The 14,029-nt window shown below is 41.6% G+C and carries 12 protein-coding genes; all 12 read right to left on the reverse strand.

What is annotated here, in order from left to right; genetic code table 11:
• Positions 1-31: 31 nt before the first annotated feature.
• A complete protein-coding gene (locus C8D97_RS03400; protein ID WP_109761947.1) occupies positions 32-1,279 on the reverse strand; it encodes a DUF1302 family protein in 1,248 nt (415 codons plus the stop codon).
• Positions 1,280-1,319: 40 nt separating this feature from the next.
• Positions 1,320-2,147, reverse strand: coding sequence for an outer membrane lipoprotein-sorting protein (locus C8D97_RS03405; protein ID WP_109761949.1), 828 nt, complete (start codon positions 2,145-2,147; stop codon positions 1,320-1,322).
• Positions 2,134-4,542, reverse strand: a complete 2,409-nt coding sequence (locus tag C8D97_RS03410; RefSeq protein ID WP_109761951.1) for an efflux RND transporter permease subunit — start codon at positions 4,540-4,542, stop codon at positions 2,134-2,136. Before C8D97_RS03410 ends, C8D97_RS03405 begins: the two co-directional genes overlap by 14 nt.
• Positions 4,543-4,595: 53 nt before the next feature.
• Positions 4,596-5,516 (reverse strand): phosphate ABC transporter ATP-binding protein, encoded by a 921-nt coding sequence (locus C8D97_RS03415; RefSeq protein ID WP_210204837.1) that lies wholly within the window; start codon positions 5,514-5,516, stop codon positions 4,596-4,598.
• On the reverse strand, positions 5,509-6,381 hold the full coding sequence (gene pstA, locus C8D97_RS03420) for a phosphate ABC transporter permease PstA (protein ID WP_109761952.1): 873 nt from the start codon (positions 6,379-6,381) through the stop codon (positions 5,509-5,511). The genes C8D97_RS03415 and pstA overlap by 8 nt, the downstream gene beginning before the upstream one ends.
• Positions 6,382-6,383: 2 nt before the next feature.
• Positions 6,384-7,277 carry a phosphate ABC transporter permease subunit PstC gene (gene pstC, locus C8D97_RS03425; RefSeq protein WP_109761954.1) on the reverse strand — a complete coding sequence of 298 codons (894 nt, stop codon included), beginning with the start codon at positions 7,275-7,277 and terminating at the stop codon, positions 6,384-6,386.
• A 55-nt stretch (positions 7,278-7,332) separates the two neighbouring features.
• Complete coding sequence (locus C8D97_RS03430) at positions 7,333-8,196, reverse strand: phosphate ABC transporter substrate-binding protein (RefSeq protein WP_109761956.1); 864 nt, start codon at positions 8,194-8,196, stop codon at positions 7,333-7,335.
• A 22-nt stretch (positions 8,197-8,218) separates the two neighbouring features.
• Positions 8,219-8,725 (reverse strand): ArsI/CadI family heavy metal resistance metalloenzyme, encoded by a 507-nt coding sequence (locus C8D97_RS03435; RefSeq protein WP_109761958.1) that lies wholly within the window; start codon positions 8,723-8,725, stop codon positions 8,219-8,221.
• Between the two features lie 40 nt (positions 8,726-8,765).
• Positions 8,766-9,368, reverse strand: a complete 603-nt coding sequence (locus C8D97_RS03440; protein ID WP_109761960.1) for an ArsI/CadI family heavy metal resistance metalloenzyme — start codon at positions 9,366-9,368, stop codon at positions 8,766-8,768.
• Positions 9,369-9,772: 404 nt separating this feature from the next.
• Complete coding sequence (locus C8D97_RS03445) at positions 9,773-10,990, reverse strand: DUF4785 domain-containing protein (RefSeq protein ID WP_109761962.1); 1,218 nt, start codon at positions 10,988-10,990, stop codon at positions 9,773-9,775.
• A 12-nt stretch (positions 10,991-11,002) separates the two neighbouring features.
• Entirely contained in the window at positions 11,003-11,860 is an 858-nt protein-coding gene (locus C8D97_RS03450) for a hypothetical protein (protein WP_109761963.1), read from the reverse strand.
• 408 nt (positions 11,861-12,268) lie between these two features.
• A complete protein-coding gene (locus tag C8D97_RS03455; RefSeq protein ID WP_109761965.1) occupies positions 12,269-14,014 on the reverse strand; it encodes a putative bifunctional diguanylate cyclase/phosphodiesterase in 1,746 nt (581 codons plus the stop codon).
• Positions 14,015-14,029 lie beyond the last annotated feature (15 nt).

Genomic DNA, 14,029 nt, shown 5'->3' on the forward strand with positions numbered 1-14,029 from the left:
TCTAGTAGTTAGCTATTCATATAATTAGTATTTAAAATGTGTACTGTATTTCAAAATAGGTGTTCTGATTTTTCTTTAAGCTGCCGTATAGTGAGCTTTTTTCACCGTGATAGCGTTGATTGCTTAAAGTTAGCTTAATATTCTCTCTATACCGGTAGGTAACTATCAACTGTTCAAACGTACTGTTGTCAACAAAATGATGATGGGCATACCATTCCGCAAAGAGAGTTTCGTGTAACCATTGATTTTCTAACTTTATCGTCATTCCGGAATTATGTGTTTTAGGCACCTGGTAGATAAATTGATTTAATTGCATGGCATGTTGTTGCAGTTCAGTTAAGTTATTGTTTAACGAATCGTCCTTTGAATATCGAGTGGTCCATTGTATGTCGAGTATTAAATATTGCTGCAGATGATGACTGAGACCAACAACCAGTGCATCAAAGGAAGGCATGCCAAAATTATTGTTATTTGCAGTTGGATGGTTCGTAGCAAATTCCATTTTTAGGCTATTACGGCCAAAAACATAATTTAAATCAAAACCGGCAATACGGACTTCGGGGTATTGAAAGTGAATTGATGGGTTATTGGGTTGATTATCGGATTGATTAGTACGAAATGCTTCAGGCAATAAATTATGGCCCCGGTAATAATAAAGCGACCAGTCCAAATCGTCATGGTAATGCCGGGTACGCAGTACCCATTGTGGCGAGGCCGTATTGACATTGGTTGAATCATCAACAATATAGTCGACTTGATCATTTCCAGGAAAATGGATTGTTGATGGCTCATGTTTCCAGATCGCCGCCACGGTTGTTGAGAAAGTCGGTGTTGCATAATAGTCGATTTTAATCGATTCGACACCACTGCGTTGATCACTTAAAAACGGACGCGAAATGGTATAATCCCGAGGCGTAACAACATCTACCGGATTAATAGCGTTTGCCTTTCCCCATGAAAATATTTGTTTGCCTGCGGATATATCAAAACTAGCGGCACGGTATTTAATAAAAGCCTGTTTAATGTGGCGCCTGTTATTTTCTTCATATTCACTCTCTTCAAGCAGCGCTTCAAATTGTGCTTGCCATTGACGTGAAAATCGAGCTTTTGCGTTAAAATCAAATTGGATGCCTGTAAATCCAGATTCATCATCAAGGTGACTAGTTGAAGTAGAGTAATTCAATCGTAACTTGCTGACTTGATTGTATTTCGGCTGAGCAAGTGATGGTTGATTGGTACTGAACAATAAGGTTAACCAGAGGCTATTTAAACTACGCATCGAGAATCATTCAAATCAACTTTTGTATTTTAATGACAAGTTAAAACCATTCAAGCGTTCGTACGGTAAATGTGTGCTGATCCAGTTTTACATCAGTTTCATAGTGTGTTGCTTCAACAATTGTTTTATGACCGGTCTGATGGTTATTCATTTCTCGTCGCATCGCTGCGTATCTGTCGTTTTCAGGCTCAACCAGTTTGATGCCAGAAACGCGTTGTGTTTTTAGTAATTGTTTATCAAGATCGTAATATTCCACCTTAACTTCGTGAAAACTTTTCTTATCTATCCAGGTTTTTTTCGATGTGTAACCGTAATTATCTTTAATAGTCTGATTGATGGGTGTTGACTCAATTAAGAAGCAATCGACACCATCAACGACTGCTTCTCCAATAAGTTTATGGTGATAATATGAAACTCTTGGAGGAAGCATATCGCCATAAGCAAAGTCAGTGCCCATAAAGCTGTCTTTTTTATTGCTGGCAATTAAGCGACGACTTCGATCAAGCGCTGGAAGAAATATCCAGAGATCATCTTCGGCTTTACTGTGCTCATGCTGTAGAAATCCTGTGCCCTGAATATCTTTTGGTTTTAAAAAGCGAACCAGCATATAAGAGTCTATGCCATTATCCTGTAGCGCAGAGGTAACAATAACTTTTCGAACCCTTTCTTCACTGCGATGGTTAATCAATTTCATGGTGATTTGTTTTTTTATCTTCGAAACTTTACCGGCATAAAAGTTTCGCTCCATAATCTGCTCGGCACTTTTTGCTGTGGATTTCTCCGTATTTTGTTTTGTACTTTGGTTTGCCGTTAAATTGCTGCAAAATATCAGTAATACTAGGGTTAGAAGAGTGTTACTGCTGTACATTGACTTCTCCTGCTGGCTTTAAGCTCATCTGGGTAATTGCCTGGTTAGTATCTTTGAACATGAATCTGGGTTTGAAGGTTGCCGTCATTGCGCGTAAAAATACGATGGCAACAAATGCGGACGCTATCATGGTTGCTATTACCATAATCGCGAGTCGCGAATAAAATGCGAATCCGGAAAGCAATAAGCAGGCATAACCGGCCGCAATGGAAAGCGCAACATAGATAACCGCTTTACCTGAAGTGGTTAATGAATTCCGAGTGGCCTGTTGTAGGTTGCCGGTTCGTTGGATCTCTTCACGGAAACGAAAGAGTAAATAAAGTTCGTAATCGGCTCCAATTCCAATCGCCATGGCCGCTGTGGTCATGGTTCCCATATCAAGAGGAACACCTAGCCAGCCCATAACACCAAAGTTTGTGGAGACAACAATAATTAACGGTAAAGTCACAAACAAGCCGCCTACTAAAGAACGTAATATCAGACTGCTGAGAATGAATACCACCAGAGCCATTTGACCAACATTTTTTATTTTTCCGTAAGTTAGGGAGTCATTGCCAGCGATGGTTTGAGGCAGACTGCCGCCCATTCTTAATGTCACGCCCTTTGGAAGTTGACTCGCAAATCTCTCCGATACCGCTTGTCCGAGAGTTTTTGCATACTGAGTGCTATCGGTTTTCAGGAATGTCCAAACAACCGCGCTTGAGTAATCATTATTGACGTAGCTGTCAAAGTCTTGGGGACTGCCGGACAAGGTATACATAAAAAGATATTGGGCGACCAGTGATTGCTCATCAGGAATACTATTGTGGTTTACTTTTTCATTATGCATGGCCTGATTAAGGCGTTTAACCATGTCTGCAATGGATTGTGTTTTTCCAACTTCTGGTTGACTTTCAAGGTAGGCTTGAAGTTTGCTGATTGTATTCAGAACACGCGGATCTTTAATGGTATCTTTTTTCTTTCCTTCAATGAGAAAATAGATGGTATTGGTTCCACCAAATCGCTGATTAATAGCCCTGTCATGCACTCGAACTTCACTGTCGTGTGTGCTGTAATTTTTTAAACTGTTGTCTGCTTCAATAAAGTAACTGCCGGATGCTATCACTAAAACAGCTAGTAAACTGATGCCAAGGATGCGGGGCGCTTTAGGGCCGGATAACTTGTTGGCCGTTGATAGCAGTTGACGATCAAGCCAGCCCTTTTGTTTTTCACTGTTGATTTCTTTTGTTTTCGGTGGTGGCAATATGGCTCTTAATGCAGGAATAAAGGTCATTTCAAGAATCAGTGTTGCCATAATTCCTGAACCTGCGAATACGCCGAAATGTTTAACAACCGAAACATCGTAGGTTGCCAGAGTATAAAACGATATTGAGGCAATAAGACCGGCAACAAACATAACCGGGCCTACATGGGCGATGGAATTGACTATTGCTAACTGGTTGATTTTTTTAGCGGGTAGCTGTGCTTGATCCTGTGACACCCGGTTGTATTCTTCATAATAGCGCTTAAGTATTTGTATTGCGTGTCCTGCCGCAACTGACATTATAAGTATCGGTGTTGTGGTATTCATTCCATCCATATGAACACCTATTAAGCCCATAAAGCCAAGCGACCAGAAGACACTTAAAATAGCAGTGACAATCGGTAGTATCATTCCCTGAAAACTACGAAATGAAAGGTATTGAATCAGCATAATAATTAAAATAGCGGAGCCAAAAAATAATGGCATTTTCATCATATGCTTTTCAAACCAGGCAAAATCTATTGGCAGGCCTGCGGTATAAATATTAACGCTGCTATCAAGCTGTCGATTAATGATAGTGTCAATTTTATCTTTAACAATTTGATAGCTTGGCTTTGAGGTATCAATTTTAAAATCGGCTATTATTGCTGCAGCTTTACCGTCGGGAGATACCAGAGAGTTGATATAGATGGGGTTATTATTGACCCTTTGTTTTAATGCAGCCATTTCAGCATCAGTTTGAGGGATTGTTTCCAGAACTCGTTTTACTACCAGTCCTTCATCACTTCCACGGATATCTTTTACCTTTTTTGCTGCAATACTGAGTATGTTGTGTTTAATTGCTTCAGGAAGTGATTCAATATCGCTTTGTATCTGCTGTATTTTTCGTAAGATTTTAGTTTGATAAATATCCCCTGACTTTGGAACAACGGAAATGATCAGCACATTTCGTCCACCAAACACACGATCGATCACTTTCGTCGACTTAACATAAGGATGATCCTGTGGAACCCAGGTATCTTGATCCATATCAATTTGCAGATTCATTAAGTTTGAACCTAAAAATATACTGCAAAGAACAACAATAAATATTGTTATCCAGCGGTATTGAATGATTTTTTCTGCAAACCCTTTAAACCATAGATGTGCCATTTTTGACTCCCGAGTATATTGAACTCTCGTATGCGATGAATATTGTTGGTTGTCTAGCCAAATTCCAGGTAGGTTTTTGTTAGCTCATGTTTTGGTTGACCAAAAAAATCATCCACCGAGCCGTACTCTATTAATCTGCCTATATTGTCTGTCTTCCAGAATAGTGCGACATGATCAGCAACACGTTTGGCCTGTGAAAGATTATGAGTGACCAGAATAACTGTCATTTTTTTAGATAACTCTTGTATCAAACCCTCAATTTTTTTAGTTGCCATTGGATCGAGTGCACTACAGGGTTCGTCCATCAATAAAACACTTGGTTCAAGAATCAGCGCACGGGCTAAACAGAGGCGCTGTTGCTGCCCCCCGGACAAGCTTAAAGCCGACTCGTCAACGCGATCTTTTACTTCGTCCCATAAGCCAACATCAGATAAAGCTTTTTCAACTTTTACTGATATTTCGTAAGGATCCGATATACCGTGCTCACGTAAAGGAAATTCAAGGTTTTTGCGTATTGAAAAAGGAAATGGATTCGGTTTTTGAAACAACATGCCAACATGTCGTCTTAGTAATGATGCTTTTTGAGTGTAAATGGAGTGATCCCATTCAAACTTGACACTGCCATTAACTTGACAGTTCGGAAAGAGATCGGTGAGTTTGTTAATGCCACATAAGAAACTAGACTTACCACAACCTGATGGGCCTATGATTGCGGTAACAGCATTTCTGTAAATTTTAAGCGATACATCTTCAATAATTTTTGCTTTGCCAAAATTAATGCAAATATTGTTTATTTCTATGCAACAATATTGTTCCGGCTTACAGCTACTGCAGTCTTCTTCAATGGTAAATTTAGTGTCACAGTCTTCAGAACAAGGTTCCGCAATTGAAGCGTATTGATTAGGAAGACTTGCTTCAAGTTCAATACCGGATATTTCGAAATCACTGACAGGGCATTGTTTATTATCAACCACGGATCATCCTCCTTTGAAGCTTGTGGGTTGTTAAGTGTAAGAGCACACTGAGAAGTAATAAGGACAAGAGCAAAACCAGAGCAGAACCGTACGCGGATTGTTGACCGCCGGGTACATTGGTCGCTAGTTCATAAATATGAACGGATATGCTTCTGCCAGAATCTGTAATTGATGAAGGCATCTTGTCGGAATAGCCACTTGTAAAAAGTAATAACGCTGTTTCTGCAATAGCGCGCGTTAATCCTAAAAGTACACTCACTGCAATGCCGGGCAAAACAACCGGCAATGTAACGTGCCACAGTGTCGATAAGCGTGATAAACAAAGTGCTGCCCCCGATATTCGATACTCATCGCCTACGGTATGAAGCGCGCTGGTTATTGATCGAGACAGTGTCGGCAGTATCATGCAGGACAGAGTGAGTCCACCGGCTAAAATGGAATAACCCAGTTCAAGGGTTTGACAAAAAAAGGCCAGTCCAAATAAGCCAAATACAACAGAGGGGACCCCGGCAAGTACATCGAGGCTGCCACGAATAATTGATGAGCGCAGTGAATGCTCTGGTAGATACTCGGTCAGCATTATTGCCGTACAAAGTGCCAGAGGTGTAGCGGTTATCATAGCAATTAAAACGATTAATGCGGTAGATGCAAGAATGGAGGAAATGCCGCCACTGCGTCCTGAATCTTCAGGAAGTTGTGTAATAAAGTCGAACGATAACTTGTCGTAACCGTTAATAATAATTTCACCAATGGGCAGTGCAAGTGCAATTAAAACCAATGCAGAAAAGATGTAAATAACGGTTGTTGCGAGCCAGTCGTTAGCGTTATGTTTTTTTGTGTTATGAGCGAATGTTGTGGTACTCATGATTAATGATTCATTGTTCGTTTTCGATTCGCGTAAACTTCACTGATGATCACCAGGATAGAAACTACGATTAAAACCATTAAGCCGGTAACAAACAGTGATGATCGGTGATCGCCCATTGCATAGGGCATTTCAAGCGCAATGTTAGCGGTTAATGTGCGAGTTGGATCAAACAACGATGAAGGAAACTGAACAACGTTTCCACACAGCATTAAAACAACCATGGTTTCACCAATGGCTCGCGTTATTCCCAGTATCATCGCCATAACAATACCGGGTTTAGCATGGGGTAAAGCAATTTTTTTAATTAACGACGAACGCCTGACGCCCAGCGCAGTTGCTCCCTGAATTTGATTAAAAGGAACCGACTTGAGTGCTGATGTTGTCAACATGGCGATAGTAGGAAAGATCATCATTGCCAGAACCAGCATTCCGGAAAATAAGTTAACACCATGAGATGTAAATTTGTTCATGATTGGCACAACGACCATTAATCCCCAGAAGCCGTAAATAACCGTTGGTATTGCTGCTGTAACATCAACAATGCGTTCAAAGAAACCTTGCCACCAACCTTTGTTATAGAAAACACAATACACTGAAAAAATGATTGCAAGCGGTGAGGCTATGGCTAGTGCACCGAAAGAAACGCCCAAACTCGCGACTAGCATAGGTGTAAGATTATAAAGTTGATCAAGTGGCCACCAGCCATCGTCAGTGACAAAGTGCAAAACTCCAACACGATCAATAAAGTCATAACTTTCAACAACCAGAAAAATAACAATAAGCACCATAATTAGGCTGGCGATCACCGCACCGACGGCAATAACGGACCAAAATATTCGATCCGTTATCGTTTTTCGATAAATGGCTTTGTCATTATTCGACCGTGTATGCATTAATCATTTATTCCTTTCGATATTTATCGAGCAATAACAGTTTTTTTACTCACCGTTAGTGCACTGTTGACTGTTCGGTATTACTGGATATTTTGGTAGGCAAAGTAGCAGGAATTAATGAATGCGAATGGTAGTACTTAATGACATCGGTTGACTTAGAGAAATCTATAAACTGCTGCTCTAAGTTGCTGGGTTTGCCCTTAAGAACCAAATTTAAATCTCTCGCAATGGGATAAGATTGATTGATCAAATTTTCGGTCGTCGCGGCAGTACCATCGAGTGGTAACCGTTTTATGGCAGCATTATTATGAGTTTCTTCATATTCTGCTGCTCCAATAGAGACATAACCAATGGCGCCAGTATTACCGTTAACGGTTTGTATGCCTTGCTGATTATCACCAATGATGACGTGCGCCTGAATGTCACGGTACGAAATACCAAAGTATTTACTGAACACTTCCAGTGTCGATCGACCTTCTGCTTTACTGACAACCGTTATTTCTTTATCCATGCCACCAAGTTGTTTCCAGTTGGTGATTTTTCCTAAGTAAATATCAATAACCTGTAGTGAGTTAATTTCTTCTATCGGATTCGACTGATTAACAATAATTGCCAGCCCATCTAACGCAATGCGATATGACTGAACATCCGATTCGGAAGGTTTAAGGCGACGGCTGACCATGCCAATATTGGATGTGCCCTGTCGAACATCATTTAAACCTTTTGATGATCCTCCCGATTGCACTTCAATTCGGCTATTGGGGTATTGCCGCTCATAGGCTTTTGCAATTTCACTTAAAACGGGAGCGATAGTACTTGAGCCCGTGATCATCAGTTCATTTTCTTGATCCGTCTGGCTATTACAACTTGTGAGTACAAGAGCGCTGAGTAATGTAAATGATGAGAGCAGGCGTTTCATGGTCGTTGCTTCCTTTCGTTGTTTATTGGTCTTGAAGAACAGTACGCTCAAATTCTTGATGACATATGCAATCTGAGCCACAACCTTCATTTGATTCAGGATTGGTTGTAACAAAAATTTCCCAGCGAATGCCATCAGGATCCGCAACCCATAATTTATCTTGCACGGCATAGCAACATTCGGCGCCTTCTTCCGTAATAATTTTGAATTGCTTATTTTTCAGGTTATCGTGCATATCTTTAACAACACGGGTCGATTTAACCTGAATACCCAGATGACCTTGTGCTCTAGAGTCCATAGGGTTTTCGTTGAGCGATAAGTTTAGCGGTGGATCACTTAGATCAAACTTGGCATAGCCTTCACGGACTTTTATCGGATCGGTTTGAAAAAAATGCCGATAAAATTCAACGGACGTTGCCAGATCGGAAATGTTTAGTGCTACATGAATACGTTCGTCTCCTGGAAAGTCCGCACGGCTTTTTAGTGTTGATTCAGGAGATGTATTGGTTGCTGTCGATTCTTGAGTCATTGCATTTATCCTTGTTAGCTATAATTTGAGTATTCTCAATTTATGACGCTCTTTTTTTCCAGTTACAGCCATCTGTTTCCGGGTCGTAACAAATACAAGTCATGCCACAGCCTTCTTCGGCATCATCGGTTGTTACTACAAAAAACTCCCAGTGATTGCCATCGGGATCAACCACCCAGCCTTTATCTTGAACTGAGTGACAGCAGGCTACCTGAGTCTCCGTGGCTTCTACTTCAACTCCCAGGTCTGATAGTCGCTTTAATGAATGGGCCACTGATTCAACACTTTTCATTTCAATACCAAAATGACCATCGTTATCAACAATTTCTTCGTTGTGTTCGTTAATGGTGAAGTTTACGGGCGGCGTTTCCGGTTCAAACTTGGCGTAATCCGACTTCATATTGGTTGGGTTCTGATTAAATAGTTTTCGATAAAAGCTTACCGAACGTTTTAAATCTTTAACATTAAGGCTGATATGCATTCGTCGATTATTTTTAAAATCAACGGCGCTTAATTGTTCGTCGCTTGACTCGCTTATAGCTGGTCCGCAACAACTGGATGTTTTTTCCGGTTGTTCTTTTTTTGGAGGGCAGCAGCCACCGTCGTTAGTTGATTCTTTTTGTGTTTTTTCTATTACAGGCATTGTCCTTCTCCATGATGAGCCAATGGCTAAAGATTGGTTGGTACTGGGATTTAAGATAAGAAAAAGTATAAAGACAGGTGCTAGGTGTAAACACTGTACGAAAGACTAGGGAAGTGGCCAGCAATAAATAATGATCTAAGTGGCATAACAATCGTTAATAACTCAACAGGATATTTATTTTGTTGCTTTTGATTTTTATTTTTTTGAATTTAATGCAACTACTTTTAATGGCTAACTCATTTTACACATCAGTCAGTGAGATAAAGTTAAATAACCATTAAATATATTATATGAGCTAAGAAGGATTGCTTTGTCATTTATCCTGGCAAATAAAAAGACGCCAGAAGGCGCCTTTTTATTTAGGTAAGTTTAGAATATTTATGAAGTTAGAAAACCTGGACGGTTTAAGGCTGAATAATATCCAATACCGCCAGTCGGGATTGATCCATTAACTGAACCTGTTTTACAACCGATGATTGACCCGATTTGGCTGTGCTTGCGTTTCCAAGAGAAAACGTATGACTGCCTTTTTCCAACCACATTGCCTGATATTCAACCCGTTGAGGTAACGACTGTTTTCCCGCAGAGAATAACCAGGCTCTTACTTCGTAGCGGCCGGGCTTTTCAACATTGACAGTAACCTTGGTGCTGCCTTTGTGTTGTTGAACTTGATTGATAGCGGCTGTTTTTTCATGAATATCCAGTGCCAGCTCAGCGGTACGGATAATATTGCTGTTGTCTTTTTGCTCGGTATGAAAAACAACTTTCCATAATTCGCCTGGCTGTCGTTGCACATCAAAGTTAATCGGCATTTGTGCCACGGTGCCTTGTTTGCTGTTACTCACACTCATGTTAAAGCGACGACCATCAGGCGCTATCAATTCGGCTTTGCTCACATTGACTGCCAGAGCTTTTTTATTGCTTAAACTCGCGGCTACGCTCAGTGTGTCTGAGGCATCGAGACTGTTCTTCTGTGATGAAAGCGACAATGCAACCGGACTGTGTTTGTCAAATACGTGAATTAAAAACTCACTGTCATCGGACACGGCTTTGTTGGTTTTTAGTTGAAAGCTACCCTTGCCCATTGCTTTGTCGATAACAAAGGCAGAGGTGTTTTTAAACAAGGATGGATGCGCCTGATTCAATTGCTGGCTGGTCGTTTTAATCGCCATCCCTGATTTATTGACATTAAATTGACCCTGACCATTGGTCAGTTCCAGATCGTCGGGCTGTAACACTGTTAACGGACTGGATTGAACGGTTTTGTTTTGCGCAGCGGTTTTAACCGGCGTAACACGGACAACAGCTTTGTCGCCATGGGTGTTTAAAGTAACGCCCTGTTTTAATGCTGCCCCGGTTATTTGCTTGTAGTAGCTTTTACTCGAAACGGTGGCTCCCGGTACGCCAAGTTCAATCGGATCGTCCGGGTAAAGCGTTTGTGTAAAGCTTACTGTTTTCTGCTCGAGTGGCAGTATGGAGTGATTGTCGTTTGTTGGTTGTGCCTCAGAAGCTTGTTTTGTCGGCGCCTGGGCATTACTGTTTTTGGCAAAGGTTAGCGGTGCGCTAAAGCTCAGCAATCCGGTAACGCAAGCCGTGGTCATTATTTTGATTGAGTGATTCATAGTAGGCTCCTGTTACAGGTCATTTCGAAGAATAACGTCGAGGTTAAAACATTGACGTCGGCTTTGATTATGGCTCAGAGGTTCGTCACCGCGTGTGCGATCGGTATCGTTAAACCACAGTGAACCTGCGCCGCGTTGAGAAGAGCAATTTAAAAAACCATCGGAACAGCTATCGAGCCAGTTCTGTGTGGTTTCCAGGCCAACATTTTCAAAGTAACCGCCGCAATAGCTGTCGGGATCCCACACAGCGGATTCAACATCGGTGCCTACCACATTCCAGAAACCTTTTGGTAAGGAAGGTCTGCCCGATGTACCCAGTAACCAGCTTGAGTTGTAATGGGCCATCCAGCTTTCTTGTTGCATGCGTACCGCATCAGACTTGTAACCCAACAACCAGCCTAACGACTGCTCAAACGCATTACCCTGCATGACGGCATCGGCCAGAGGCGTGCCCAGGCTAGATGCGGCTAACGCATTCACCCAGCGAGTGTTGTTGATGATGGTTGGGTATCGACTGTCCCAGGTTGGGTTTGACATGATCCAGCGCATCACATTGCCACCGTTAGAGTGGGTAATCACCACCAGATCGTCAATGTTTTTGCTGGTTATAAAGTTGTGCAGCTGATTGGCAAGACAACCCGCAGCTGCACTGTCCCACATGTACTTGGTGAAGTCGCAATTGACCACCAGTAAGTTAGAGGAGTTCGAAAGGCCCTGCCTGACTGACTCCACAAATCCTGATTTCCAGTAATCGTTATAAGCGTCGGATTGGCTGCCTGTGCCGTGCACCAGGGCAACCCCCGTATTGGCATGACCTATTCCCCAAAATAAGCCTGCCGTGATCAAAAGTACCAAATGTATTTGTCGCATAAATCCCCCTTCGTATTATTGGGTGACCCGCGCGAGTGGTTCTCAAAGTAGTCGAACCATGAACCTTTTGTGTTTCCTTAACAGTGCTCTGCGTCCTGCCTGTTCACGACAATCTGTTCGCGTTAAAGAAAACGCGTTCGCCGAGACGTTTTGTCATAGACACAGTTGGAATAGCACGTATTTTTTAAACAGCAAAAATGTGAATATTCACACTTTTGTGAGATTCAAACAGAGTGAGATGGCTCTGGTCAGTCCTCATACCTATGTCTTTTTGAATGGAAACAATGGGTTATAGGTGTTCTCGATGCGAGATTTAAAACAGAGGGAGGGTGTTTTTAAATATGAATAGCTGAACATTTATAGCGCATTGCAACACAGCCTTTATCGGTGTTTTAAACAGATCAGGGATTAACTTTTGCAGGCTATTGATCCCAAGGCAGAAGTATTACTGGTGAGGTAGTTTTGGTAAAGCTGTTCAAATGCTTCAGCATCAATCGGCTTTGAGAAAAAGAAACCCTGCAAGCTGTGTGCGCCATAGTTATTGCAGAACTCCAGTTGTTGTTTAGTTTCAACGCCTTCTACCACTACATAATAATTCATGGTGAGTGCCAACTGAATGAGCGCTTTTAATAAACGCGCATCGGGTTCTGAAGAGGGGACGCCCTGCAAAAAAGAGCGATCGATCTTTAACGTTTGCACCGGTAAGGCTTTCAAGTAACTTAACGATGAATAGCCGGTACCAAAATCATCAATGGCGATGGATGCGCCCATATTGGAAATACCACGAATCACTTTAATGGCTTTGTCGTAATTGGACATTAATTCGTTTTCAACTATTTCTAACTCAATATCGGAAGGATTAATCCGATACTGATGCAAAACCCGGCTGAGCTTTTGGGAAAAGTTATCCGATAATAACTGAGAGGTGGTTAAGTTTACCGCCATTTTAAACGGGGTATCGGAAAGAAAAGATTTTCGCCAGTGGTTTAAAGTTTGACAGGCGCTTTGTAATACAAAGTCGTCGATTTGAAAAATCAGATCGCACTCCTGTGCAATATCCAGAAAATCACCAGGCGCAATTATACCGCGTTCTGGATGAATCCATCGTACCAGTGCTTCGGCACCGACAATTTTTTCACCCGCATTATCAAGCTTCGGTTGAAAATACACTTCAAACTGTTGTTGTTCCAGTGCAATTCTAAGTTCCGACTCCAGTTGTATGCGTCGCTCGGCTTTGGTTTGCAATTCATCGGAAAAATAATGAAAGCTATTTTGGCCTTTTTCTTTGGCGCAATACATTGCCAGGTCGGCGCGTTTAAAAGTATCTTGTGGTGAATCACTGTCTTTATCGATTGTGGCAATACCAACACTGCAGTTGACCGAGAGTTCATTGTCAAAAATGATAAAGGGTTGTGCCAGTTGCTCGAATACTCGCTCGGCAATTAAAAAAGCTTTGTCGCTAGAGGCCTGAGTCGCTAATATGGCAAATTCATCACCACCAAGACGACAAAGTAAATCACCAAAGCGACACACAAAGCGTAATCTTAAAGCCAGTTCCTGAATAATTTTATCACCCGACTCGTGGCCGTAAAAATCATTGATGCGTTTAAAGTTATCGATATCGAGCAATAGTAATGAAATAACTTCACCAGAGCGACGAGAATCATCTATCGCCTGACTCATTTTAGTTTCGAACGAATATCGATTAAGAAGGCCAGTCAACTGATCTCGCTCTGCCAGACGCTGCAACATATCGTGGCTTTTGCGCAATTCCATTTCATTTTCATGACGTAACTTGGCAAAGTGTAATGCCCGGTTAATATTGTTTGGCGATACTTCATCTTTTAAAATAAAATCTTGTGCGCCGGCCTCAATACATTGCTCGGCAAGAGTATCGTTCTGTTGACCTGTGACGACTATAATTGCTGTTGCGCCTAAAAACTTGCCTCGTAAATTATTTAACAACTCAAGTCCAGTCATGTCGGATAACTGAAAGTCGAGTAATACAATATCAAACTGGTTGGTTCGAATGGCTCGAATGGTATCATGACCATTATCAATTTCGACTATATCGGTAGCAACCGGTGAGCGAGTTAACATACGCTTCATGGACAGTCGATCGACTTCGTCATCATCTACTAATAAAATATTCAATGGTGTCTACTCATT

The sequence above is a fragment of the Pleionea mediterranea genome, assembly GCF_003148745.1.
GTDB classification, from domain to species: Bacteria; Pseudomonadota; Gammaproteobacteria; order Enterobacterales; family Kangiellaceae; genus Pleionea; species Pleionea mediterranea.

Coding starts and splice junctions, on each gene's coding strand:
- C8D97_RS03400 (WP_109761947.1), bottom strand. CDS start 1,279: ATGCGTAGTTTAAATAGCCTCTGGTTAACCTTATTGTTCAGTACCAAT.
- C8D97_RS03405 (WP_109761949.1), bottom strand. CDS start 2,147: ATGTACAGCAGTAACACTCTTCTAACCCTAGTATTACTGATATTTTGC.
- C8D97_RS03410 (WP_109761951.1), bottom strand. CDS start 4,542: ATGGCACATCTATGGTTTAAAGGGTTTGCAGAAAAAATCATTCAATAC.
- pstA (WP_109761952.1), bottom strand. CDS start 6,381: ATGAGTACCACAACATTCGCTCATAACACAAAAAAACATAACGCTAAC.
- pstC (WP_109761954.1), bottom strand. CDS start 7,277: ATGCATACACGGTCGAATAATGACAAAGCCATTTATCGAAAAACGATA.
- C8D97_RS03430 (WP_109761956.1), bottom strand. CDS start 8,196: ATGAAACGCCTGCTCTCATCATTTACATTACTCAGCGCTCTTGTACTC.
- C8D97_RS03435 (WP_109761958.1), bottom strand. CDS start 8,725: ATGACTCAAGAATCGACAGCAACCAATACATCTCCTGAATCAACACTA.
- C8D97_RS03440 (WP_109761960.1), bottom strand. CDS start 9,368: ATGCCTGTAATAGAAAAAACACAAAAAGAATCAACTAACGACGGTGGC.
- C8D97_RS03445 (WP_109761962.1), bottom strand. CDS start 10,990: ATGAATCACTCAATCAAAATAATGACCACGGCTTGCGTTACCGGATTG.
- C8D97_RS03450 (WP_109761963.1), bottom strand. CDS start 11,860: ATGCGACAAATACATTTGGTACTTTTGATCACGGCAGGCTTATTTTGG.